Source organism: uncultured Methanobrevibacter sp., assembly GCF_905235195.1.
Lineage (GTDB): Archaea > Methanobacteriota > Methanobacteria > Methanobacteriales > Methanobacteriaceae > Methanarmilla.
Genome location: NZ_CAJOKH010000055.1, coordinates 1 through 24,700, shown reverse-complemented (window position 1 = coordinate 24,700; position 24,700 = coordinate 1). Strand labels below are relative to the sequence as shown.

General features: G+C 24.4%; 21 protein-coding genes. 6 read left to right on the top strand and 15 right to left on the bottom strand.

Annotated elements, in window-relative coordinates; all coding sequences use genetic code 11:
• Nucleotides 1-86: 86 nt before the first annotated feature.
• The 4 genes from QZ146_RS07190 to QZ146_RS07175 form a co-directional block, all read right to left on the bottom strand.
• A complete protein-coding gene (locus QZ146_RS07190; RefSeq protein ID WP_295723050.1) occupies nucleotides 87-1,919 on the bottom strand; it encodes a condensation domain-containing protein in 1,833 nt (610 codons plus the stop codon).
• Nucleotides 1,856-3,424: an AMP-binding protein gene (locus tag QZ146_RS07185; RefSeq protein ID WP_295723048.1), complete on the bottom strand. Its 1,569-nt coding sequence runs from the start codon at nucleotides 3,422-3,424 to the stop codon at nucleotides 1,856-1,858. The genes QZ146_RS07190 and QZ146_RS07185 overlap by 64 nt, the downstream gene beginning before the upstream one ends.
• Complete coding sequence (locus QZ146_RS07180; RefSeq protein WP_295723047.1) at nucleotides 3,381-4,526, bottom strand: condensation domain-containing protein; 1,146 nt, start codon at nucleotides 4,524-4,526, stop codon at nucleotides 3,381-3,383. The genes QZ146_RS07185 and QZ146_RS07180 overlap by 44 nt, the downstream gene beginning before the upstream one ends.
• Nucleotides 4,527-4,982: 456 nt before the next feature.
• Nucleotides 4,983-6,539 carry an asparagine synthetase B gene (locus tag QZ146_RS07175; RefSeq protein ID WP_295723045.1) on the bottom strand — a complete coding sequence of 519 codons (1,557 nt, stop codon included), beginning with the start codon at nucleotides 6,537-6,539 and terminating at the stop codon, nucleotides 4,983-4,985.
• 367 nt (nucleotides 6,540-6,906) lie between these two features.
• Between QZ146_RS07175 and QZ146_RS07170 the strand changes: the two genes are divergently transcribed.
• Complete coding sequence (locus tag QZ146_RS07170; RefSeq protein ID WP_295723043.1) at nucleotides 6,907-8,196, top strand: O-acetylhomoserine aminocarboxypropyltransferase/cysteine synthase family protein; 1,290 nt, start codon at nucleotides 6,907-6,909, stop codon at nucleotides 8,194-8,196.
• A 229-nt stretch (nucleotides 8,197-8,425) separates the two neighbouring features.
• Here QZ146_RS07170 and QZ146_RS07165 read toward each other — a convergent pair whose 3' ends face one another.
• Nucleotides 8,426-8,875, bottom strand: a complete 450-nt coding sequence (locus QZ146_RS07165; protein WP_295723042.1) for a zinc ribbon domain-containing protein — start codon at nucleotides 8,873-8,875, stop codon at nucleotides 8,426-8,428.
• Between the two features lie 750 nt (nucleotides 8,876-9,625).
• Between QZ146_RS07165 and QZ146_RS07160 the strand changes: the two genes are divergently transcribed.
• Complete coding sequence (locus QZ146_RS07160; protein WP_295723040.1) at nucleotides 9,626-11,098, top strand: homoserine O-acetyltransferase; 1,473 nt, start codon at nucleotides 9,626-9,628, stop codon at nucleotides 11,096-11,098.
• Nucleotides 11,099-11,457: 359 nt separating this feature from the next.
• On the opposite strand, the gene QZ146_RS07155 is transcribed toward QZ146_RS07160, so the two are convergent.
• From QZ146_RS07155 to QZ146_RS07145, 3 genes are all read right to left on the bottom strand, one after another.
• Nucleotides 11,458-11,655: a hypothetical protein gene (locus tag QZ146_RS07155; RefSeq protein ID WP_295723038.1), complete on the bottom strand. Its 198-nt coding sequence runs from the start codon at nucleotides 11,653-11,655 to the stop codon at nucleotides 11,458-11,460.
• 573 nt (nucleotides 11,656-12,228) lie between these two features.
• On the bottom strand, nucleotides 12,229-12,333 hold the full coding sequence (locus tag QZ146_RS07150; protein WP_295723056.1) for a putative dsRNA-binding protein: 105 nt from the start codon (nucleotides 12,331-12,333) through the stop codon (nucleotides 12,229-12,231).
• Nucleotides 12,309-12,872 carry a ribonuclease III family protein gene (locus tag QZ146_RS07145; RefSeq protein ID WP_295723037.1) on the bottom strand — a complete coding sequence of 188 codons (564 nt, stop codon included), beginning with the start codon at nucleotides 12,870-12,872 and terminating at the stop codon, nucleotides 12,309-12,311. Before QZ146_RS07145 ends, QZ146_RS07150 begins: the two co-directional genes overlap by 25 nt.
• A 522-nt stretch (nucleotides 12,873-13,394) precedes the next feature.
• Between QZ146_RS07145 and QZ146_RS07140 the strand changes: the two genes are divergently transcribed.
• On the top strand, nucleotides 13,395-13,856 hold the full coding sequence (locus tag QZ146_RS07140; RefSeq protein WP_295723035.1) for a hypothetical protein: 462 nt from the start codon (nucleotides 13,395-13,397) through the stop codon (nucleotides 13,854-13,856).
• Nucleotides 13,857-14,123: 267 nt separating this feature from the next.
• On the opposite strand, the gene QZ146_RS07135 is transcribed toward QZ146_RS07140, so the two are convergent.
• Both QZ146_RS07135 and QZ146_RS07130 read right to left on the bottom strand, forming a co-directional pair.
• Nucleotides 14,124-14,312: a 50S ribosomal protein L37e gene (locus tag QZ146_RS07135; RefSeq protein ID WP_295723054.1), complete on the bottom strand. Its 189-nt coding sequence runs from the start codon at nucleotides 14,310-14,312 to the stop codon at nucleotides 14,124-14,126.
• A 112-nt stretch (nucleotides 14,313-14,424) separates the two neighbouring features.
• Nucleotides 14,425-14,658 (bottom strand): LSm family protein, encoded by a 234-nt coding sequence (locus tag QZ146_RS07130; protein ID WP_295723034.1) that lies wholly within the window; start codon nucleotides 14,656-14,658, stop codon nucleotides 14,425-14,427.
• 694 nt (nucleotides 14,659-15,352) lie between these two features.
• Between QZ146_RS07130 and QZ146_RS07125 the strand changes: the two genes are divergently transcribed.
• Nucleotides 15,353-15,832 (top strand): RNA-binding protein, encoded by a 480-nt coding sequence (locus QZ146_RS07125; protein WP_295723033.1) that lies wholly within the window; start codon nucleotides 15,353-15,355, stop codon nucleotides 15,830-15,832.
• 244 nt (nucleotides 15,833-16,076) lie between these two features.
• Nucleotides 16,077-16,769, top strand: coding sequence for a 2-amino-5-formylamino-6-ribosylaminopyrimidin-4(3H)-one 5'-monophosphate deformylase (gene arfB / locus QZ146_RS07120; RefSeq protein WP_295723031.1), 693 nt, complete (start codon nucleotides 16,077-16,079; stop codon nucleotides 16,767-16,769).
• 199 nt (nucleotides 16,770-16,968) lie between these two features.
• On the opposite strand, the gene QZ146_RS07115 is transcribed toward arfB, so the two are convergent.
• A complete protein-coding gene (locus QZ146_RS07115; protein WP_295723030.1) occupies nucleotides 16,969-17,277 on the bottom strand; it encodes a hypothetical protein in 309 nt (102 codons plus the stop codon).
• 61 nt (nucleotides 17,278-17,338) lie between these two features.
• Nucleotides 17,339-17,725 carry a hypothetical protein gene (locus QZ146_RS07110; RefSeq protein ID WP_295723029.1) on the bottom strand — a complete coding sequence of 129 codons (387 nt, stop codon included), beginning with the start codon at nucleotides 17,723-17,725 and terminating at the stop codon, nucleotides 17,339-17,341.
• A 205-nt stretch (nucleotides 17,726-17,930) separates the two neighbouring features.
• Here QZ146_RS07110 and QZ146_RS07105 point away from each other — a divergent pair, with 205 nt between their 5' ends.
• On the top strand, nucleotides 17,931-18,530 hold the full coding sequence (locus tag QZ146_RS07105) for a YigZ family protein (RefSeq protein ID WP_295723027.1): 600 nt from the start codon (nucleotides 17,931-17,933) through the stop codon (nucleotides 18,528-18,530).
• 818 nt (nucleotides 18,531-19,348) lie between these two features.
• On the opposite strand, the gene QZ146_RS07100 is transcribed toward QZ146_RS07105, so the two are convergent.
• The 3 genes from QZ146_RS07100 to QZ146_RS07090 form a co-directional block, all read right to left on the bottom strand.
• Entirely contained in the window at nucleotides 19,349-22,858 is a 3,510-nt protein-coding gene (locus tag QZ146_RS07100; RefSeq protein ID WP_295723052.1) for a DEAD/DEAH box helicase, read from the bottom strand.
• Nucleotides 22,859-23,156: 298 nt separating this feature from the next.
• Nucleotides 23,157-24,074 carry an NAD(P)/FAD-dependent oxidoreductase gene (locus QZ146_RS07095; RefSeq protein WP_295723025.1) on the bottom strand — a complete coding sequence of 306 codons (918 nt, stop codon included), beginning with the start codon at nucleotides 24,072-24,074 and terminating at the stop codon, nucleotides 23,157-23,159.
• A gap of 94 nt (nucleotides 24,075-24,168) precedes the next feature.
• Nucleotides 24,169-24,387, bottom strand: coding sequence for a hypothetical protein (locus QZ146_RS07090; RefSeq protein ID WP_295723023.1), 219 nt, complete (start codon nucleotides 24,385-24,387; stop codon nucleotides 24,169-24,171).
• Nucleotides 24,388-24,700: the final 313 nt, after the last annotated feature.

Sequence of the window (24,700 nt, the reverse complement as noted above, 5' to 3'; positions counted from 1 at the left end):
TATGAAAACACCATTATAAAATAAAATTAAATTAATTGAATTTAGTAAAAATAAGAGTTTTGTGCAAGTTTCTCGTACTAAATAATCTAGCACCCTATAGAATAAATTATATTCTTAATATCATCAACAGAACTATCTAAATCACATTCATAGATAGTTGCAGTGGAATAAGCTACACCCATATCTTTTAATATCTCATTTAAATAAACATTCATCTGAGGCTCAGACAAACTACAAACAATACCATCATCAATATCATAACCAGCTATAAATTCCAATTCAGCTATAATATTTTCAACAAATACCTGATACTTATCTTCAATATAAGTGTCTCCAGCATAAGAACCTGAAACTAAATACCCTCCATTAGCTTTCTGTGAAATATTAAAACTAACGCCATAAAAATCATCATCATACTGATTTATACTAATTTCCTCATTAGAATCATTAACAGATACAAATAAATCATTTTCAAATAAAAATTCATTACTTAAAAAATTAAAACTAACAGGACAATGCTTATAGGCCAAATCCCCAGTAATATAAATCAAAGATTCATAATTTAAACCTAAATTACTAATACTCTTAAATGAATTTTTAATACTATAAACATCCTTGACTAAAGAAAGAACATCATATCCAGCAGAAACATTAACAAGCACTGGATATTGACTCGTAAACCACCCTACAGTCCTATTAACATTAGAAATACTATCATCACGACCATAAGACTCACGATTAAAAATAACATCCCTACCATAAGTCTTCTTATAAGCACGACCAATTGCCAAAGCCCAACACTCCTCCTCAGATAAAAACAACAAATTATCACTATCAAAATCAATATCAACATTAAAAGAAAAAGTATTCTCTTTACCTTTAATATTCTCATCGTCCAATAACTCATTGATTTTTAACCAATGCTCTTTTTCCTTATCAGAAATATTATAAACTAAATCCTTAACATCCTCTACCCAATATTTATAAGGATAAGGCCTTAAAAGATCAATAGATTTACCCTTAACTAAACAATCATAAATATATGTTAAATCCTCAAGTATTATACTCCAACTTACACCATCAACAATTAAATGATGAATAACAAAAAGAACATAATCCTCATCACCATAATGAATAAGACTAACATCAACCAATTTCTTACCAATATCTAATGAATGAAGAGAATTAATAAATAGATTATAAAGTTCATTATTAAAATCAACTATAGTACACTCATTAATATTAGAAATATGAGAGTTTAAAGGTAAAATCTCTTGGATAGGATTATCCTTATCATCATAATTATAAACTGCACGTAACATATCATGAATATTAAATAACTCCTCTAAAGACTTTTGTAAAATATTTACATCTATATTCTCTTTAGTTTTCAAAATAAACTGCTGTGAAAAGTCATTTTTAGAAATCCTATCAAAAAAGTAAGATTGAATAGGTAATAAATCAATTTCACCCTGAACAGCACCATAACTAATATCATCTTCAAATTCTACAATATTCTGAGCAATTAAATAAGGAGTTTTATACTTTAATATATCCCTTGCAGTACAAGCTATACTATTTTTTTGAAGGAAATTAATAACACGAATAGCAGCAATGGAATCACCACCAAGACGAACAAAATCATCAAATAAACCAAGGCCTTTATGATCTAATATACTTTCAAAAGCATCAACAATCAATCTTTCATTTTTACTTTGAGGAGCAACATACTCTGCATGTAAACCATCCACATCCACATCAGGCAAAGCCCTCTTATCCACCTTACCATTAACTGTAAAAGAAATTTTATCCATAAAAATAATAAAGGAAGGCACCATATATTCTGGTTTATTATTTAAAATATAAGTCCTAATATCCTCTTCAACACTATTATCCTCATTAGAAACAACATACGCCACCAATTCAATATTAGAACCTTTTCAATAGTTTGTACTGTAACATCAACTACACCATTAACCTCACGGATAACAGATTCAACTTCAGATAACTCAACACGATTTCCACGAATCTTAAATTGACCATCACGACGACCCACAAAACCAAGACTAGCATCAGGCAAAATACGCACCATATCACCACTACGATACAACACACCAAAGTCATTATCATCATCAAAAGGATTATCAACAAAAGAATAACGGGTTTCCTCATCACGATTCAAATAACCATCCGCAAGCTGATAACCAGCAATATATAACTCACCAACAGCACCAATAGGAACACGTCTCAACTCATCATCTAAAACATAAATTTTAGTATTATAATTTAAAAAACCAACTGAAAAAGGATCAATTTTATCTTCAAAATTAATTGATGAAATAAAATCAAAAGTCTCTGTAGGCCCAAAACCATCGACTAAACAGTAATCCCTATGATAATCAAATAGACCTAACTTCTCACCACCAACAGACAAAAGTTTTAATGAAGTATCCTCAATAGTCTCCATAAAAATCATGCCCAATTTAGTAGACATAAAAGTATGAGTAATATTCTGATTAATAAAATAATCATTCAATTTAAACATATCTAATTTAACATCATCAGGAACAACAGACAAACAAGCACCTACATAAATAGAAGCAAAAATAGACTCATAACAAGCATCAAAACCAACAGATGCAAATAAACCATAAACAGAATCCTTACTAAAGAAATAAGTATCCGCATAAAATGCAGATAAATTAAGAACAGATTTACGAGTAATCTTAACACCCTTAGGAACACCAGTACTACCACTAGTATACAAAATACAAGCCAAATCACCATAAACAACAGGTAAATGATTTAAAACACCGAATTCCCCATTAATAATATTGGATATATTTAAAATATATGAATTAATATTTAAATTCTGAACTCTCTCATAAGTTTCATCACTAACTATAACAACCCGACAATCAGCATCATCTAAAATAAAACTTACACGATCATCAGGAAGCTTATCATCCAAAGGAACAAAAACACCACCACAAGATAAAATACCCAACACACAGAACATATAATCTTCACAAGATTCAGTAAAAAAAGCAACCATATCTTGTGATTTAACACCTAAATCAACTAATCTCTTAGCTAAGCTATCAGCAATAAAAGCACCCTCACCATAAGAATAAGACCTGTCCATAAATGAAACAAGACTATTATCAGGATATCTTCCTAAGTTTTCATTAAAAGCATCTAAAATATCATCATATAACAAATCATGGCCAGTATCATTAATCTCATCTAAAAGACTTAAATCATCATTAGAAGCATAACAAATATCACTTAATACCTCAACACTAATCATATCCTGTAAAATCAACTTATAAGACCTAGCAAAAACCTCAATAAAAGCCATAGAATATTTATCAGAATAATTAATATTTAAACTGATTATCTTCATTTTGAATAAGCTCAACATCCAAATCACTGATTGAATCATTCATATTCTCAACAATTTTATCTTTTACATCCTCAAACACATAATCAGGGCTATTATCACTTTTATAAATCCACTCAGGCATAAATTGGAAAATAATATTTGAATTAATACCATAATCTTTAGCTAATAACCTATAAGGATAATAATTGTAATTCATTACATTATAAATCAAATCAGACATATAATCCATAAAAGAAGAAATATTCTGATTTTTACAATTAACCAATAATGGCAAAGTATTTACAAACATACCAATAGAATCAAAATTATTAAACCTATCACGACCATTCTCAACAATATTGAAAAAGACCTTATCATTGCCTACAAAACGAGATAAGGTATAAGCAAAAACACTAGCAAAAAAATTATTAGGAGAAATTGAATTATGCTCTAAAAATGAATTAATAATATTAGAATCTATGTCAAATGAAGTCAAATATTTGAAATCTGCGTTTTTTTCATTTTTAATAGAAGGCAATAAATCAGAAACATTATCATAATCACTTAAAATTGGTTCATAAAATTTTAAAGCATTATTTTTATATTCAGAATCTATTAAAAAATCTTCAAGAGAAAATTGCCTTAAAACACCATCATCAACTAAATTAATATCTTCACCCTCTAATAAGGATAACAATGTATCAAAAATAATGTCTAAAGAATTATAATCAAAAATTAACTGATGTAAATCAATATATAAAAAATTAACATCCTCATTTTCTACAATTAAAAATTTAGATAAAGATTTCTTTAAATTAAACGGAGAAATAAAAGAATCCACATCATCAGAAGAACCAATAATTACCTGAGGCTCCCCATCAAAAGCCAATAACACATCATCATCTTTTCGAATAATATGTGCTAATAAAACAGGAAATATATCAAATAATTTAGTAACAACATTCTTAATCTCATTTACAGAACAAGATTTATTTAACTCTATCTTAAAAGGATTATTATATGAATTACCCTTATCATTAAAAATTTCATCCCTGTATATCTCTAATAGAGAGGGGCATAAAAAACTTGACTCTTTAAAATTATAATTAATTTTTATTTGCTTAATTTCATTATTAGACAATTTTAAACTAAATTTATGTCATTTGCCATTATATATTCCCCCGAATAGCTACGATATCTATATATATTAATGATATTAAAATAGTTTATGGTGATGGTTGCATTATAAAAACTTGTGTGATTTAAATTTTGACTCTTTACACATCCCAAAAAATTTTCCGTCTATTTATTATTATTTTTAATTTAAAAACTGAAAAATTAATACATAAATAAACCTCAAGCCAATAAATAAACAGATTCAATATAAATATTGTTTTAATTAAAAATAATTTGAGGATGGGTCATGAATAGGTTTTAGAAAAATCTAATAATTATATCTGTTTTAATATTAAATATTTTTTAATTTTTAAATATATTTTTATACAAAACTATAATGATTTTTGACCAAATATAATCGTGTCCCGCCCTCAATTTTAAAAAAAAAATAATAAAAATTAAACAAATAGGAAAAACAATATTAAATTGTTTCAATTAGTTTATTATAGTACTGGTTAATATCCAAATCCTTAAATATTTTTTTTCTTAGTATTTTATCTATACCTGAACCGTATTGAGCAGCTTTTTTATTTCGATAGGCAATATAATCAGGTATTCCTTTATCTGATGCAAGATCTCTCAATATATTTTTGCGTATATTGTCTTCAGCATTTTTTATTTTATATTTTGCAGGAATATTTAATGACCATTTAACAAGTTCTTCTGATAAAAATGGAACTCTTAACTCTACACCATTAGCCATACTAACAGCATCATCACGTTGCAGATTCACATCATAAATATTTTCTATATCATGCCTTAGTTCACATTCTACGGCTTTAAATCTCTTATACTTCAATCCATCTTTTCCAGTATATCCCAGCTCATAGGTATTTCGATATCTGTTATACCCTGCAAATAACTCATCAGCACCTTGACCTGAAAGGGCAACCTTAATATTATCTTCAAAAATCATATGACTAGCTATAAATATAGTCATACCTACTCCAAGTTTCATAAGATTTGCCTCTTCAATTGCAAGGAGGGTTTTATCCAGGTAATGTCTAACTGTATCTTCATCAATTAAACTTACTTTTAATTTTTGATTTAAGGATTTTGCCACTTTACATGCATGTTTTAAATCTTGTGAATCATTATTAGATACAGTATATAAGGTTAAGTTTTGTTTTTCATTTAAATTATCAAGGATATAATATAAGAGTAATGTACTGTCTACACCACCTGAGAATATTAAAGCAATATCATCCACATTTTTTATTCTATCCTTAACAGATTTATTTAAAAGTGTATCTAATTTTTTCTTATAGGTTTCATATTTATGATGTTGACTAGAAACATAGCCATATATTAAATCTTTAGGAGGATATTCTCTAAAATTATATAATATGAAACCTGGTTTTAAAGATTTGATTTTATCTTTAATATTTATTTTCCATAATGCTTTTTTCTCAGATGCAAAAGCTTGTAATCCATTATATTCACCATAAAATAATGGTTTTACACCAATTTTATCTCTTGTAACAGCTATATTTACACCATCAAAAACAGAATATGCATAATCTCCATCAATTATACGATTAGTATGCTCTACAGCATCTAAAAGATTATAATCTTTATTATAATAATAGTACAATAACTTTACTAAAAGCTCACTATCACTTTTTGGAGACTGCCCATCATATAAATTAGATTTTAAAAAGTTTAAAACTTCCTTATAATTATATATCTCACCGTTAAATGACAATATTAAATTATTGTATTTAATTGGCTGAAAGTTTAAAAACTCATCTTCATTGTAAAAATTAAAAATTGAAAGTAAATTATGACCAATACCTATATTGTAAGTATTTTTATCTACATTAAAATCAGAAAGTTTAAAATTATTATTATAAATAATATTTTCCTCATTTTTAAGATAGATACCATGACTATCCATACCCCTAGATTCTGTTATCTTCATCATTGAAAGAATAGTATCGGCTTTAAACTCTCCTTTCAATCCAACTATACCACACATAATATCAAATTATTTTCTCTTAAATAAACTTATCCATACAAATTTTCTATAATTATTATTTCTTTATATTAAAGTTATTGTTTATAAATTTTATAGTAATATACCTTTAAAATAAAGATTTTTTAAGCAAAATAATAAAAAAATTACCATTAATCTATAAATATAGGTACATTTTAAGTAATAGCTTATTTATTCTTAAATAATAAGAATCATTATTTATATACAGTTAATATTAAAAAATAATAAATATAATAATAAGAATCATTATTTATATACAGTTAATATTAAAAAATAACAAATATAATACTAAAATTTAAAATATTGTTAATTCAAACATATTATATAAAATTGTATTTAGGTGATATAAGTGGATAAAAATAAAAAATATGGACCACGCACATTAGAAGTTCATGCAGGCCAAGAAAATGCAGATCCTACTACAGGTGCAAGGGCACTGCCAATATATCAAACAACTTCTTATGTTTTTGAAAGTCCAGAGTATGCTGCAGAATTATTTGCACTTAAAAGAGAAGGTAATATTTATACTCGATTAAATAATCCAACTAATGCTGCTTTTGAAGAGCGTGTAAATGCAATAGAAGGAGGTGTAGGTGCGCTTTCACAATCAAGTGGATTATCTGCTATTTTTACTGCAATATTTAATATTGCTAAATGTGGTGATGAAATAGTTTCAGCTGATAATTTATATGGTGGTACTTTTACATTATTTAAAAACACATTTTCTAAAATGGGAATTAATTTTATATTTGTAGATTCCCAAGATTTAGAAGGATTTACAAATGCTATTACAGATAATACAAAAGCAATATACTGCGAATCTATTGGAAATCCTAAATTAGATGTACCTGACTTTAAAGCATTATCAGATATTGCACATTCACATGATATACCATTAATTGTCGATAATACCTCTGCAATAACTATAGTAAAACCTATAGAATATGGTGCTGATATTGTAGTTAGTTCTGCAACCAAATATATTGGAGGACATGGATCCACTATGGGTGGAGTTATTGTTGATAGTGGTAATTTTAATTGGGCAAATGGTAAATTTCCAGATTTTACAGAACCTGATGAAAGTTATCATGGTGTAATATATACTAAAGACTTTAAAGAAAAAGCATATATTACTAAAGCACGTGTACAAATGATGAGGGATATAGGAACATGTATAAGTCCATTTAATGCATGGATACTCATGCAAGGTTTAGAAACTTTATCACTACGTGTAAACCAACATTGTGAAAATGCAATGGAGGTTGCTAAATTTTTAGAAAAACATCCTTCTGTTAGTTGGGTAAATTATCCAGGACTTGAATCTTCACCGGCTCATGCAGGAGCTAAAAAATACCTAAATGGCAAATATGGAGGTATTATTGGTTTCGGCATAAAAGGAGGAATAGAAGAGGGTAAGAAGTTTATTGAAAATGTTGAACTTGCTAGTCATCTTGCAAATATTGCTGATACCAAAACATTAGTGGTTCATCCTGCAAGTACTACACATTCTAATTTAACTCCAGAAGAACAAGTTGCAAGTGGAGTAACACCTGATTTTATTAGATTATCTGTTGGTATTGAAAATGTTGAAGATATAATTGATGATTTAAATCAGGCATTAAATAAAGCAGTAGAATAATTACTATAAACGGACATTTAATATATATTTTAACAAAGAATTTAATAAAAAAAGAAATTATTTGTCCAATTATCTATTTTTTTCTATATTACAGCAATATAGTAATATTAAATATAAATTACAAAATTAAAAATAATAATAATAAATAAGTAACTATTTAAATCAGCAAAATTATTTAATAATTAAATAAATTAACAAAAATAATGAAATTTAATTAAATATACCCTAATTAAATATTTATATTTAATATAATAATAATATACAAGATATCCATCATTAAAAATAACAAGGATAAACATATTTGAATTAAACCTGAATGTCTTGCACTTGGACTGTTTTTACGTGTAAAATTATATATTCCAATAGCTAAACCTACAATAGGTATTAATATAGCTAAAAAGTAACCTGCTTTTATTGTTTTTTCATATTCAGATTGTGGAATTACTTCTAAAAAGTTATATGTAACATTGTTTTCCTGTTTTTGAAATTCATATCCACATCTAGTACAAAACCCATAACTTAAATTTTCAATTGTATGATGGCATTGAGGACATTTAAGTGCCTTGAATTTTACAGGTTTATAATGAGGATGATCATCTTGAAAACGATGTCCACATTTTAGACAATATTCTGCACTTATATTATTATCACTATCACATTTAGGGCATTTTTTATTCATTTTATCAGTTATATTTATTATTCATAGTTATATTTAATACATATTAATATTAATAATTAAATTCTATTAATTCATTAATGCATTTTATTAATTATCCTTTATTATTTAATATTTTTTAATCCATCATTTAACAAATAATCTTATCATAAAATAATCATATCAAATATGAAATGATCAGATTTAATCATGAAATAATATTAAAATAATTATTAAATTATTTTTAATGAATCACTAATCAATCATAAAATTATGAAGGAATATATAACTAAATTAATTATTAATAATATAATTATAAATTAATTTATGTAATTATATATAATCAATCTTATTTTTTTATAATATTCTCATTTTTAAATTTACAGTTTAAATAATTATATTATTTTATAAATATCTTTTTAAAGATAATAAATATAACTATAGTTAATTTAGATTAAATAAGATAAAACGAATATGATTTAATAAATAGTGGAAAAAAAGATAAATTTTAGAGTAAATAAAAATTAAAATAATTGATCTAAGATAAAATTAAAAAAAGTATAAAATAAATCTACAATAAATAATAAGAAAAATAAATTAATAATTAAAGTTTATATATAATACTAATAATAATTAAATTAATAAATAAATAATCATTAAATAAAATTATTAATTAAATTATATTTTATAAAATAATATTAATTATACTAAAAATAGTTTTTAAATTGATTTTTATAGTTTTAGTAATTTAATACCTAATACTGTGTGATTAAAATGAAAAGTAAATCTGTAGGTATGAGTGAAACTAAATATTTTAAAATAAAAGAAGAATTGAAATTAGAGTCAGGTCAAACATTAAATGATGTCACTATTGCTTATGAAACATATGGCCAATTAAACAAAGAAAAAAATAATGCCATACTTGTATGTCATGCACTAAGTGGAGATGCTCATGCAGCAGGATGGCATGCAGGAGATAAAAAACCAGGATGGTGGGAAATTATAATAGGTCCTGGAAAAGCATTAGATACAAACCGATTCTTTATCATCTGTTCAAATGTACTTGGAGGATGTTCTGGAACAACTGGACCCTCATCAATCAATCCTGAAACTGGTAAAGAATATGGTATTGATTTTCCATTTATTACAATAAAAGATATGATACACACCCAAAAGAAATTAGTTGATGCATTTGATATTAAATACCTACACTGTGTAATAGGCGGATCTATGGGGGGAATGCAAGTACTCCAATGGGCAGTTGAATATCCAAATTTTGTAAAAAAAATAGTTCCAATTGCAACCACTGCTAGAACTTCACCTCAACAAATAGCATTTAATGAGGTAGCAAGACAATCAATTGTAAAAGATCCAAATTGGAACGGTGGAGACTATTATGGTAACCAAGAACCAGAAGCAGGCCTATCCGTTGCAAGAATGGTTGCACACATTACCTACCTATCAGAAACTGCAATGTATGAAAAATTTGGACGTGACCTTCAAGACAAACAAGAATTAAGTTATAATTTTGACCCTATACCTGATTTTCAAGTTGAAAGTTATCTTCATCATCAAGGAGAAAGTTTTGTTAAAAGATTTGATGCAAATACATACCTTATAATTACAAAAGCTATAGATTATTTTGATTTATATAAAAATAATTCATTAAGAGATGGTCTTAAAAATCTTAAAGCTAAAACACAATTAATATCCATTGATTCTGATTGGTTATATCCTTCAACACAAAGTTTAGATATACTAACCGCCTTACAAGCTAATGGTGTTGAAGCACATTTTTCAGAAATTAAATCGACAAAAGGACATGATGCATTTTTTATTGAATATGACCAATTAAATTATATTGTAAGTAAATTTTTATCAGATAATGTTGTAGCAGATATAATGATTAGATCATTTTCAACATTAGATGAAAATGCAAGTTTAAAAGATGCTGCAAAAATCATGGTTGAAGAACATTTAACTCATGTACCTATACTTAGAGATGATAAATTAATAGGAATAGTTACATCATGGGATTTATCTAAATCTATAGCATCAAACTGTGATGATTTAAAACAAATAATGACTAAAAATGTTCAATCATGTAAAGCTGATGATCCAATAGGTGAAGTAGCTAATAAGATGAAAAAATATGATATTTCATGTTTACCTGTAATCACAGATGATCAGAAAGTTGAAGGAATCATAAGTACCGACCAATTAAGTCATTTGGTAAGTAATTACTGATTAAAATATTCCTTCTTTATATTTTTTTGACTTTGTAAATTCATAGACTATTTTTTTTAACCATATTTTATTAATTAAATTTTTTACCTATCTTAATTTATAACAATTTTTAACAATATTTATAAGTTAATTTTTACTTACCCCTATTTTTTAAAACACACATACAATACTTTTTTATATTTGTATTTTTTACATCACTCAATTTTTTTAATTTTATTTTTAATTTCTTATAATATATTGAAAAGACAGTAGATAAAATTAAAATCACTATTGAAATTATTGTACATAGTGCATCATTAAATACAATGTTTTTAAATGTATAAACTAACAATGTTACGACTAAAGGTATAAAAAAACCATTATGCAACATATATTAAGGTAATATTACTACTTACAGTTGAATATGCTTTAGTAATATTCTCAGACAAATATTTAGATAATTTATAACATAAGCCTATCATACCATGAGCAAATATTAAACAAAATACAACATCTATTATGTCCATATAATAATAAAATCCATCAATATTACTTGAAGTTGTAGAATCTAATACCACGAACTTTGAATATAGAATAATGTATATTAAAGAAACAATTATAAAAATGGGCCAGAATTTAAAAAATCTTTCTTTATCTTTTACTCTAATAAAATATTGCCCCCAAATTAATCCTGCAATAGGGAAAATAAACCAATTAAAAAATGGAAAAGCCGTAAATGCAACATTGGTACCTATGAAATAACCAACTAATAGTAATTGATTATTATTTTATTTTACCACATTTTATCATATTATAAAAATTTAGTTCAAATTTTAATTATTCATTAATGTATATAAAGTTTTTTAAATTAAAACTTTTTAAAACATTAAATAGAAAAGATAAAAAAGCAAAATAGATAGAGAAGATTTTTTAAGAATAAAATAAAATTTATAATTTAAATTTGGTTAATATTCAAAATAGAGCTTATAATTATAAAAAAAGGATTAATATAAAATAAAAATAGTAAAAAAGTAGTAAAATAATAAAAGAATTTTATAAAAAAAGGATTAATATAAAATAAAAATAGTAAAAAAGTAGTAAAATAATAAAAGAATTAATATTTTTTAAAAAAAAATATTAATTAAAAAAATTTAATTTATGTTTAAATATTCAATAGCTTGTTGAGCTGCAAGTTGTTCTGCTTCTTTTTTATTCTTTCCAGTTCCTCGACCTAAAGGTTGTCCATTAACAAGTATTTGAATAACAAATGTTTTATCGTGAGGAACACCACCGGAACTTCCTTAGCATCCCCATATTCTTTAATAATTGATTTATAATCGTAGAAAAATATTTTACCCATATCAATATATTTAAATATATTATTTTCAAGATATTCTCTAGCCTTCTCTATTCCTTGATCTATATATATTGCTCCAAGGAATGATTCAAAAATATCAGCTGATATAGATAATACTTCATTATGTGACATACTATGTTCTTCTGTATTAATTTTAGTATATTTATCTAATCCTAGTTGTTTAGAATAATAAATTAAAGCTGATTGGCAAACATAATTTGCTCTCATTTTTGTTAAATTTCCCTCACCAGAATTTGGATATTTCTGGAAAATATAGTCAGCAACAACCATACTTAATACAGAGTCACCTAAAAATTCTAAACGTTCATAATCATAACTAAGGCCATGTGTTGTAGAATAAGAACTATGTATAAAAGCTATTTTATAAATATTAATATTATTTGCTACGATATCAAATTTTTCTAATAATTCTTCCATTAAACCACTATATTTAATGTTTGAATTAGATTAATTAAATTTTCCTAAAAAAAGTTAATTAATGTAATTCTAATTAATTATAAGATTTTAATTATATATAATACTAACTATTTTTTCTAAATTTCATATACAAAATTAAAATCATTATAAAATTTTAATAAAATATATGGAAATTACTGTAAATTTTATTGAAATAATGGATTTTTTCTAAATTTCATATACAAAATTAAAATTTTTTATAAAATTTTAATAATTATATGAAAATAGTAAAAAATTTTATTTAAATATTTGTTTTCATATGCTCTTGGAAAATGAAAATATTATATAATAACTAACAATTATTTGATTGGTAATTAAAACTTCTTTTCTATTGAAAAGATTATTTTTGTAAAATATCATTTTACATAAATAATATTTTAAAATAATTAAAATTTTTAATTATTTTTAACCTCAAAAAGTATTAAATTAATAAATATTAATTTATACTTTATTTTTTTAAAAATATAAAATTTAAGTGAGATTATGCTTCTCAATTGGTCAAATGAAATTACAAATCTTGATCCATCCATAAATTTTAGAAAAGTTGGGGGATGGTTAAAAGTAGTTAGTGGAATAGATAAATCATGTACAAATGGTTATTCTATTGAAGGCGATTTCATAAAAAATGGAGACTATAAAGAAGAAATCCCTAATGGATTATATCTTGATTGTAATAAGGAAGGTAAAAAATCTAAACCAAAATCGGATTATAGATTAATCAGGGTCAGTGATGGTAGTCTTAAACTGATTGATGTAGTTTATGATGGTAAGAAAAATTGGGCTGTTGATTTATGGGACAGTATTAGTGAAGAATTAGATGAAAATTACATAGAAAATGAGGCAGATATTATTTTAACAATGATACTAAATAAAACTGGAAAAAATGCTAAACTCCTAAAAGAAATAAATCAAAAATTAGATCAAAAAATAATAGAATTTGAGTAAACTGCCACTTAAATTAGAAATTTTAGAAAATATTTAAATTATTAGAAAAAAAGTTTTCTTAATTTAAAATAAATTACGAATATAAAAAACATTAGAAAATATATAAAATTCTCTTTTTAAATAGTTTTATAAAAAAAAGATTTTAAAAAATAGTTATTATTAGAATAACTATTAAAATAGAATAATTTAACTATAAAAATAGTTAAATGTTAAAAAAAAGTCTTATTAGTTAAAATAAATATTTAATATTTAAAATTAAATATAAAATTATACTAATCTTTGACCAGTAACTGATTTTTTATTTTGCCAATTGTAACTTCTCATTTTTTTAGATCTTCCAAATCCACAAGAAGCACAGACTTTTTTATGGATATGGTAAGTGTTTCTTCCACATCTTCTGCATCTTATATGGGTCTTTTTATTCTTTTTACCCATACTAGGGGTTCCTTTCACTATTATTCCTCCTCAAATTATTAAAATTAGTATAATGATATGAAGTTTAATATAGCAATAGCTAATTAATATAAAACTCCAATATTAATAAATTCAAATTAGTAATATATTCAGCTTATGGAGAGATATATACTATATTGTCTCCTCTGATGAGAACAGTACCTAATCTTCTTTCAACTTCTCCATCTTTTAATTCTTCTGCATCAGTAAGAACTAAATTCATATGTAAATCAAAACTAGTTAATATACCTCTGAATTCCCTATCTCCTTTAAGTTTAATTAAAACTGGGGAGTTAGTTGCTTTTCCTAATGCATCAAGTGGTCTTTGAACATTTTGTTGTCCGCTCACGATAATCACCTATATTACTATAATTAATTTATATGATTTAAATTTAAATTAAAAAACTATCTAAATTATAAATTGAATTTAAATAAGGCATATTAAATTTAAAATCAATGTTTTTTCTCTTACTAAACTCTATAGTTCAAATATTAATTTAAAAATGAAAACTATAATTATAAATTTAGTAACTATAACAAAATAATTTATGTAACAAGTAGTATATAAAGGTTAAGTTTTTTTTAATTGATTATATTAGTCTTTATGGATAATTGTTTTTTTAAATATAAAAATTATTCCTGATTTCTAGATTATTAATAATGTGATAATAAAAAATAAATAAAAATTTACATCAATTTCCCTATTACATATATTTCATTTTAAAAAAATAGAATATACTTATTTTTTATGAATTCTATAATATTTCAATAATTTTTATATGAATTTAAACAAATTATTTATATCAATATTCAATAATTGATATTGTATATATAGGCATATGAAAAAAATAATTAATATTAAGTATAATTTTTAAAATAAAAAAATTAATAATTAATCTCTAATAGTAAGACAACTTTTACATTAATATTAATAAACTTATAATAAAATAATAGAAATTTTATTTTATATTAACAATGGAAAATTGTATATTATTTAAAATTAATATTATTATATACTAATAATAATTAATTAGGTGCTAATCTTGATAATTAAAAAAAGATATTATTTAAAGAAGAAAAGAATCAAAGAAATTAAAAATGAATTAGGATATTATGGTTCTTTAATAAATAATAAAGATAAAGTTGAAGTTTTAGAAACAGATGATTATAACTATATTCTGGTCAATGGAGATCCTTATATAATAATGATTGACAATATTCCATATCCTACTTTAAAGGCAATACTTTCAAATTCAGATTTAGAAAATAAAAAAGTAGTAGTAGATATGGGAGCTGTAAGATTTGTAACCAATGGTGCAGATATTATGTCTCCTGGAATTGTTGAGGCAGATGATAATATTGAAGTAGGAGATATTGTTGTAATTGAAGATGTTAATAATCATAAACCTCTTGCAATAGGTGAAAGTTTAATAACCGGAGCGGAAATGGTTGAATCTTCTAAGGGAAAAGCAATTAAATCATTACACTTTGTTGGTGATGATATTTGGAATTTAGAAATATAAATCATTATTATATATAAATTATAATATCCTTTATTTTATAGAAATAAAACTCTTTGATTTAATAGAAATATAATATCTTTATTTTATAGAAATAAAACTCTTTGATTTAATAGAAATATAATATACTTGATTTTATTTTTCTTTTTTTATTAATATTGATTAAAAATTACAATTTTGTTTTTTATGAATAATATGAATATTAAAAAAGAATAATAAAAAAGATTAAAATATTAAAGGTTAATTTATGGTAAGTTTAAGATTTAATGCAGGAAATGTAAGAGATGAAAAAGTTCATGAAATTGGTATATTGGCTTTAGGATCACATTTAGAAAATCATGGCCCTGCACTACCAATAGATACTGATGCAAAAATTGCATCCTATATTGCATTTAATGCTTCACTTTTAAGTGGAGCAAAATATTTAGGTGTTGTTTATCCTTCATATGAACTTGATGAGATAGACCACGGAGAACATAATAGTATAGAAGAAGTTGTTAACGAGATATTATATCTTATTAAATCTGCAAAAAAATATTTACACCTTAAAAAAGTAATAATTGTCAATGGTCATGGTGGAAATATACCAGTATTTGAATATTTATATGATATTGAAACTAATGCTGATGTTGATATAATACTTAACAATAAGCTAATTGAAACTGAAGGTCCACATGGAGGCAGTGGTGAGCTGTCAATGGGAAAAATTTTAGGAATAGTTAAAGATAGTCAAGTGAAAAATCAGGGAAATTTAGATCAATATGGGGAGATTGGTCTACATGCATTTACAAAAGCACGTGAAAATGACCCCGGTATTGAAAATGGTGCAAAAGACATTGAAGAAAATGGTGTGTATATGGATGAAGTTTATGGAGAACAACTATTATCTTTAGCAATTAACTCTGTACTACTCGATATAGAAAAACTATTAGACTATTAAAATTAAAAATTCCTGATTAATCATACTTTTTTTAAAAAAAATTATTTGAAATAATCCTTCAAATTAGAAAAAACTTATTATCCTAAATATTTTAAAAAAATATTTGTATCAACAATAAAATAAAAAAAAGCAAATATAAAAAATCAAATTAATAATTAAAAAAAAACTTAAAAAAAAGTTTATAAATCAATTTATTGATTTATAAAAATAATAATATATAAATAGCAGATATAAAGGATGCAATTAAAAGAACAATTAAAAGGGGCATTAAGATATTATAGTTTTCAGAAATAAAATCTTCACCCTCATTTTCAACATCATCATAGTTATCATTATCATAGATATATTGTTCTCTAGAAGGTGCAGATTTAGGTTTAAATGCCTTTTTGAAGTTGATTTCATCATTACCTATTTTATTTAAAACATTTTGATATCTATTATAAAGATTATTATATTTCTCTTCTGAAATATTACCTGCCTGATAATCTTCTTCTAAAGATTTTAACATATAGTCTATTTCTTGTTTATTAGGAATAATAATACCTCCTAAACTATAAAATTATGATAAATTAATTTTGTTTATCTTGAGATTTCCCACCAGAATCTGAACCACTGTCATCAGGATTTTCATCAGGAGTGTCACTACCACCATCATCAGTACCATCATCACCTCGAGTATTATCATGAGTATTATCTTGATGAGTGTTATCATTATAAGTAGAAGTGTCAGTATGTGAATTATCACTTGATACTTCATATACATTAGAATCTTGTGAGATTGTATCACTTATAGATGTATAATTTGCATCAGAATTTGTAGCTACTATAGCAGTGTCATTATTGGTTGGAAACTGAACATTTAAAGGACCAGTTACCAAAGCGGCAATATTACCTAAACCACAAGCAACTAAACCAACTATTAAAAAAACTGAAATTATTGCTGTTTTATTTGACATAATATCCCTTTGTTAATTTATTTATAATAATATAAATTTAATAAATTTAAATAAATATTTTTATTATAAATTATATAAACATATTTGTTAATCTTATATTTTAATATTTTGTTATTATTAGTATTTATAAAATATTTTTAATTAAATAAAGTGAATATATTTTTAAATTAAATATTTAATTACAAGCACAAAAAGTTTGAGGAATATGAAAACTATTAAAAAAGCTGTAGAAGCTTCAATAAATGTTAAAAAATCTAATTTTATTGCAAGAATTTATCCTGCAAAAAATAAAAGTCAAGTAAAAGAAATAATTAATGACATATCTACTAAATATGGCGATGCTACACATAACTGTACTGCCCATATTGTAAGTGATTCTCGAGGTTATGATGATGATGGAGAACCTAGCGGAACTGCAGGTAAACCTATGATAAATGTATTAGAGAAAAACGACTTATCCAATATTGTTGCAATTGTTACAAGATATTTTGGTGGTGTAAAATTAGGTGCCGGTGGTTTGGTTAGAGCATATTCTCATGCTGTTTTAACTGCTCTTGAAGAGGCAGAAATAGTGAATATGGAATCATTTAATATATATGAAGCCCTATTTGATTATCGGGATATTAAAGATATTGAAGCTGCTTTTAGAAAATACAATATTAACATAATTAAAAAAGACTACGCTCAACAAGTTAGCTATACTATTGCATCTAATAATAAGGACATTATTAAAACAATTAGTGAAAAATATCAAAATAACTTAGTTATAAAAGATCAGGGAATAGAATACCTTGAAGTAAATTGAATATAATTAATATTAACTAAATTAAATCATCTATAAGTTGAAACAAATCGAATATTATTCTATAAACATTATAGATTAAATCATATGAACGATTAAAAAAAAAAGAAATAATAAACTATTTAAGACACTAAACAATACTAAAATGTATAAAAAAGGTAATAACGAAGAAAAATAGTGTTCAATAAAAATATTATCATTTAAAGATTTAAGATAAATTAAATAAAACATGTTAAATAATATTTAAAGATAAAAAATTCTAATAAAAGTTTAAAACCATTCAAATTGGAATTAAATCAAAATAAGGGCTAATCTAGACAAATAATAAATTAATATCTGTTTTTACGATGACTATTTTTTAAATATATTAAAAAATTTATGCCAATAAACATCAATTAAAAATAATTAATCTTTTTCATAACCAATATTTCTTTTTAATTCTGAAATTAGCTAAAATAAATTTAAACAATTTTAAATATTATTTAGATAATTTAAATTTAAACATTACACATTAAATAATAATATTAAAAAATATTATTAAGTGTTTTTAAATTAAAATAACTTAAAATAAACTTTAAAATGATAATATTATCCAATACAATTAAAAATACGGATAGTTGCTATAAGATTAGTAAATGTAAATTTAATTTGTTTGGGCAATTGCATATATATTATTTAATTTTTTCAATTAAAATATTTTATGCTTTTATGTAAAATTGGAATACTGACTATTTTAAATAATAGGTGCAAACAAGACCTTTAAAATATTATACATATATTCAATATACAGAAGATTTTTTTAACAAATAAATCTATAAAAATTAGTTACAGGTATTTTTATAATCCTTATTGTTAATATTCTCATTATCTTTCTTTGAAGGTTTGATTTTATTAGTAACCTTTTTATAGTCCTTATTTTCATTAGTTGATTGTTTCATTTTCTGAACCTTAACTATGGTTTCATTAATATTATTAATATTTTTATCATTATTCCTAACTGTATATTTTTTAATTTGTTTACTATTATTATTTTTATCATTCGAACTTTTAATATTATTGGTGTTTTTTATATAATTATCTTTAGAAACCTTATTATTTTTACTAATTTTAGATTTGGTTTTCTCTTGAGATTTAGTAATAACTTTATTTGGAATTTGATATGTATTATTATTAGTAATATTATTAATTTTAGAAGTTTTATCTGTTTTATTTGATTTATTTTTAATTTTAACGGACTTATCTGTTTTATTTGATTTATTTTTAATTTTAATATTTTTAGATTTATTAGTTTCGGTTGTTTTCTTGGATTTATTAGAAATTTTATTTATATTTTCAGAATTATCCTCTTTTATATTTGATTTAGATTTAGACTTAGATTTAGAATTTGAATTATCCTTGTTCTTATGATTACCCTTATTTTTATTATATTTATTTTTATCCTTATTCTTCTTATTTTTATCCCTATTTTTACTATTCATAACCTTAGTCTTATTTTTATTCCTATTCTTATTTTTATCCTTATCCCCATCCTTATCTTTATCCTTATTCTTATCCTTATTTTTATTCCCTTTTTTATTCTTTTTAGATTTAGACCCATTAGATTTATTGTTATTATTATTCTTATCTTTTTTTGTAGAATTAAATTTATCTTTAGAATGTTTATTAGAATTATTATTGGATTTATGAGGATTTTCAATTTCTTTAATAAGATATTCAGCTTCAGCTTGTAATTTTTTATTATCAAATGCATATGCTATTCTTTTTACAGAATCTAAGTTTTTAATATAATTGTCCAACCATGAAAAGATATCTCCTGGATATGTATGTATCTGATAGTTACTGAATAAAGTTTTAGAAATATTAATTGGATCTTCACCTTTTAATCTTTCATTTATAATTAAATATGAAATTCCTCTTTGAAGACAATCACAGAAAGGTTTATCCATACACTCACATCTTAAAAAATCAAGCTGTAATTTAATTAAAGCATCCTGATATTTACTATCCAATTTAGAAATAGTATCTCCAGATGAAATAATATCAAGTGTTGATTCTGAAAATAAACGTGAAGAAATATTTAACTTTAATTTATTAGCAATTTGATTATGAATAACCGGTGAAAGATATGCACTATCAAATAACTCTAAATCCATACCAATGGTTTTAACTTTTAATTGATTAAGTTCCTTTTTATCAATAATTTTAAAAATCTTATTTGATTTTTCTTTATCAACATTAGTAGATTTACGAACAATATCCTTATAGTATATACTTGAAGGATGTAATATTCTCTCCACATTATTTAGAATATAATATGAGTCATTAAAGTAATTTGTATTAAATAAAGATTTTTTAATAAATTCTGCATCATCTATTGATAAGAAGCTTTTACTAACAGAGCGACCATAATCACTAACCATTAATTTGGAGTTTTCAGTACTAATAAATCCATGTTTAATTAATATTTTTAAGATATATATAGGGTCGGTGGGAATATCTGCAGATGAATAAAATTCTTTTAAGTCACTTTTTGTTTTGATAGTCTCTGATGAGACATCCGCAAGAATTTGTTCTTTTAAATCATCTTCATCATAAATTATATTTACATCTTCTGTATCACTTTCAAGAAGATCTAAAGCTACTGACTCTTCTGATTCCTCATCAAACCTTCTCCCAATTTCTGGAAGTAAATAAACCACACCCCTATCATGATAACTTGGTCGGCCTGCCCTTCCAATCATTTGTGAAAATTCATTAGGAGATATCCATTTATTACCCATAAGTAATGTTTCAAATATGACCTGACTTGCAGGAAAATCTACACCTGCAGATAATGCAGCTGTTGTAACTACAGCTTCAAGTTTACCTTCATCAAAATCCTTTTCAATTTTTTCTTTTTTATAATAAGATAAACCTCCATGGTAAAATCCTGCTTTAATACCTTTATCAGTTAAAAATTTAGCAATTTGTGTAGTCTTACGACGAGAATTTGTAAATATAATAGTTTGACCTTTATAACCTTTTGAAGATTTAGTGTGATGTTCTTGAATAATAAGTCTTCTCATAATCTCTCGTTTTTGAGCATCATTTCTTACAAAACTTAAATGACGTTCAAGTGGCACTGGCCTATTTGAATACTGTACAAGCTGCATATTAAATTTATCTGCTAAATAATCTGGATTTTTAACAGTAGCAGATAAGCCTATAATTTGAGTATCTGGAGATAAATATTTTAATCTTTTAATTAGACCGTTTAAACGTGAACCTCTCTGTTCATCATCAATCATATGAATTTCATCGATTAAACAAACACCAAGATTTTTTAAATCATTATGATTTCCACTTCTAATCATATAATCTAAAGCTTCATAGGTAGCAACAATAATGTTAGAATCGGATATGCTTTTATCAGGAAGGTTTAACTCACCTTTAGCCTTAACCCTATTTCTTCCAACTTTAATTGAAACCTCCATCCCTAAAGGTCTATATTTTCTTTTAAAATCTCTATATTTTTGGTTTGCAAGTGCTACAAGAGGTGTTAAAAATATGAATTTTTTGCCATTTAAAACCTGAGGTATACCTGCAATTTCCCCTACTAATGTTTTACCACTTCCAGTTGCAGATACAACCAGAAGATTTTCACCTTTAAGAAGACCTTCTTTTATAGCCAATATTTGTACAGGTAAAAGTTTCTTATTACCTTCATTAATTAATATCTCACGAAAATTTTTAGGAATTTTAAGTCTACTCATATCAATATCTGGAATTTTTTGTGTATTATCTATTTTAACCCTATCATATAAAGTTAGATCAGGATGTTTTAATGGATCAAATTTAGGAGATAATATGTCTAAAACTGTTTCCAAATCACTAGTTTCCCCAAGTATTTTTTTAAAATTCCTAAAGACTCTTTTATCATAACCTCTTAGTTTAAGTTCCCTTTTAATAGCATCTTCACCACATTGCTTACAAATTCTTTGGTTATGAAATTTATATGAAGAATCAGAATTAATAATAGTAATTTGTTTTTCTAAAATACAATGACTACATACTGTAGTAAATCTATAGCTAACATCAATTGAATCTAAATACTCTTCCATTTCATCATCATGTGTAGACATGAAAACAATTTGGCTTTTAAGTATTTTAATAGCTTCTTGTGGAGGATAAAATTTCTCATATAAAGATGAATTCTCATTAACATTAAAATTAGCAATAAATCTATTTAGATGGTTTTTGCCATTTTCATCTTTTTTAAATTTTAAAGTACCAATAAAACTAGGAGTTCTTTTACTGTTTAAAGCCCCTTTAACAGAACCTATTGGATACATTTCCCACAATTTTTTCGCTTTTATAAGAATTATCATTAATATAAATTTTTATTCTTTTAATTAATAAAATATTCTATAATAAAAAATAGAACACACAAAATAAAAAAAAGCTAAAACTAATTTAAAGAAAAATAATAAAATAAAATTAAATTAAAAAAATAAAATAAATAAAAAAACATAAACTAAGCTAAAATAAAAAAAATAAAAAAAAGCTGAAACTAATTTAAAGAAAATAAATGAAATTAATAAAAAGTATTGAATGTTGAATGAAAAAATATTAAAATAAAATAATAATAAACTAAATTAAGTCATTAGAAAGCAGATCATCATATGCACTAATAGCTGCAACTGCACCTTCACCACATGCTACAATCCATTGCTTTAACCCACCAGTAATATCTCCTGCAGCATAAACCAAATCACAATTAGTTCTATTATTTTTATCAACATTTATACTGCCATCATCATTTAAATCTATGTTTAAATTAGTTGCTAGTTTATTTGCTGGTTCTTCACCAATTGAAACAAATAAACCATTTACTTCTATTTCAGATTTAGTTCCGTCTTTATTTAAGAGTTTTACACTTGATAAAAGAGGTTCACCACAAATCTCATCAACAGTAGTATTCCAAATTATCTTAATATTATTTTCTATTAATTTATCCTCTAAAACCTTTTGACACCTTAAAGCATCCCTTCTATGAACCAAAGTAACATTACAACCTAAATCATTTAAGTAAATACTATTAATTGCAGCAGTATTTCCTCCACCAACAACTAAAATATCTTTGCCTTTAAAAAACATTCCATCACAAGTTGCACAATAAGAAAGACCTTTACCTAAATGTTCAGCTTCACCTGGAACATTTAATGGACGATGTTTAGTTCCTGTTGTTAAAATAATAGCTTTTGATGAATATTTAGATTTGATTGTTTCAACTAAAAATAGATCTCCATCTTTTGAAATATTATTAACCATTTCCCCTTCATGAATTTCTGCATATTTCAAACATTGTTTTTTAGTTTTTTCAATAATATTAAGTCCACTTTCCATTTCATATCCAGGATAATTATCAATAACAGGAACTTCTCGAGCCTGACCACCTGCTAACTCTTTATCAAGAATTAATGTTTTGAGATTTTGACGACCCGCGTATATTCCTGCAGTTAAACCAGCTGGGCCTCCACCAACAATAATAATATCAAATACTTCCATTATATCACATAAAAATTAGTAAAAAAAAGCATAAAAATTTAAAAAATATATTAAAAAATAAAAATAAAAATAAAAATATTAAAAATGAGAAAAATTATCTTTCAGGCATTTGATAAGCAAGATAAGCTGCCACAATACCAATTATAAACCATGCTATTTCAGCAACCCAATTTTCGGTTATGAAATCTATTAAACCAAAAATAATTAATGATAGAATAAATATCATGAATCCATTTTTGTATTCACCTTGAATCATTTGGCCAATACCAGGTAAGACAAATGAAATAATAGCTGCAATAACTCTGTTAACCATGTAAATCTCCACCAATAAAACATTCCATCTATTAATCAAAATAAAATTTAAAATATTTATAATTATTTATAAATAGTTTATTTTTAATCTAATATATAGTTTATCATAAAATTTTAAAAACTAAACTAAAATAATTTAGGGGCCTGAAATTTTCTGAATAAAATTCGGGCTAAAATTTCTTATTTTTTATATTTATCATATTCATTTATAATTGTTTAGGGGCCTGAATTTTTTAGTTCTCAGATAATTGTTGTATTGCTGTTTTTGAGTTAAATCCTAGTGATATGATTAATGCTCCTAAAAATACATTCAA